The 1613-nt window shown below is 68.8% G+C and carries 1 protein-coding gene; it reads right to left on the reverse strand.

Annotated features, from left to right (window positions below):
• Positions 1-12: 12 nt before the first annotated feature.
• Positions 13-1470, reverse strand: coding sequence for an NF041680 family putative transposase (locus ACFZDL_RS47180; RefSeq protein ID WP_353597333.1), 1458 nt, complete (start codon positions 1468-1470; stop codon positions 13-15).
• Positions 1471-1613 lie beyond the last annotated feature (143 nt).

A 1613-nucleotide genomic window follows, 5' to 3' on the forward strand; every position in this document is an offset into this window, starting at 1 on the left:
CTAGCTTGATCTTTAACCTGTGCGGCGTGGCCGTGGGGTTGTTGACTTCCTCTTGCGCTGTTTTGGTGTGTCTGTTTTGCGGACTGTGTGCACGTCGTGGCGTGGGGTGGCACGAGTGTTCTTGCGGCCGGGTGGCCGTCCTGGTCCGGGGCGGGAGGGTTTCGGTGCTTCGGCAGGGCAGGTGGTCTTCGGGCGGAGGTGCCGGAAGTCGCGGCGGACGCGGGCCGGGGTGAGCTTGTTCGGTGGGCTCGGTTTCTCCCACGGCCGGCGCAGGTCGGCCGCCAGCGGGCGGGCGAGACGGAGTTGGGTGTAGACGGCGAGGATCAGCCAGGTCCAGCGGTCGGCCGCTTCGGGGGCACGGATCTTCGGGCAGGTCCAGCCGAGGGTCTGCTTGAACAGCCGGAAGGTGTGTTCGATGTCGAAGCGCCGTAGGAAGGTCTGCCAGAGCAGGTCGACCTGGGCGGCGGTGGCGTCAGTGCCCGACCACCACAGCCATACCGGCTTCGGGATCGCACCGCTGGGCAGGCGGTCGACCTGCAGAAGGATCACGGTGCCCTCGATGACCGGCAGGATTCCCAGCTGGGCGGCCCAGGCCGAGCGGTGGGTCAGCCTGGGGTGGAGCCTGTCCCAGGCCCTGGCGGTGGCCGTTCCATACAGACGGGTCTGGGTCACGGTCGCCGCATCAGGAGTGTTCCAGGTGGCCGGGTCACCGAAGACGAACTCGCCCCCGTGGCGGGGCGGGCGGCCCATGGTGCCCGGAATGCGGGGCGGGGCCGCCCGTCGCAGAACACGGTCCGAGCGCATCCGGCCCAGCACCCGCACCGGCAGACCGGCCAGCAGGAAGGCCAGACGGGGCACGTCGTATCCGGCGTCCACCACGATCACAATGTCCAGGTCGCCGTCCTTCCACTGCCCGGCCATCATCAGCCGCTCGACCAGCTCGCGCATCTGCCGCGCGGTGACCGTGGCGGCATCATCACCCGGCTCCAGGCGAAGAGCGTCCAGCGGTGCGGTCCACGAACTGCGGCCGGATTCCAGCGCGCAGATCACCGAGTACGGCCAGCCGGGGACAGGGATGTGCTGGTCCTTGCCCCGTCCGTAGGTGTGGCACAGGATCCGGCGTGGTGAGGTGTGTGCGTCAGGCCGCAGCCAGCAGGTGATGTCGGCGGCCAGCACCAGCCGACCGTCCGCCGCTCGCGGCAGTGGCACCGCGGCCAGCGCCCGCCGCAGCCGGGCGATGTCCACCCGGCCCACGGCCAGGGCGTCGTAGAGCCCGCCGTGTCCACGACGGTGCTCGCCCACCAGCGACAGTTCCACCAGGGAACGGACCGGGCCGTCCGCACACAGCACGGCGTCTGCCAGCTCGAACAGCGCGTCCGCACGCCTGGTCAGGCAGGAGTAGAACCCTCCCCGGAAGCGTGACAGTTCCGCAAACGGCTCCTGCCGGACAGCGTCATACAGCAGACTCATCCCCACGGCCTTCGTGCTGGTCAGGTGTATTCCTTGGTCGGAGCACATGATCAGCCGAAGGCCGCCTGCACGTCTGCTGGATACCGAACCGAGCGATCAAGTTCGGGGGACGATTCGACTCCCGAGGTTAAAGATCAAGCTAG

This window comes from Streptomyces sp. NPDC007917, assembly GCF_042959105.1.
Taxonomy (GTDB): Bacteria; Actinomycetota; Actinomycetes; order Streptomycetales; family Streptomycetaceae; genus Streptomyces.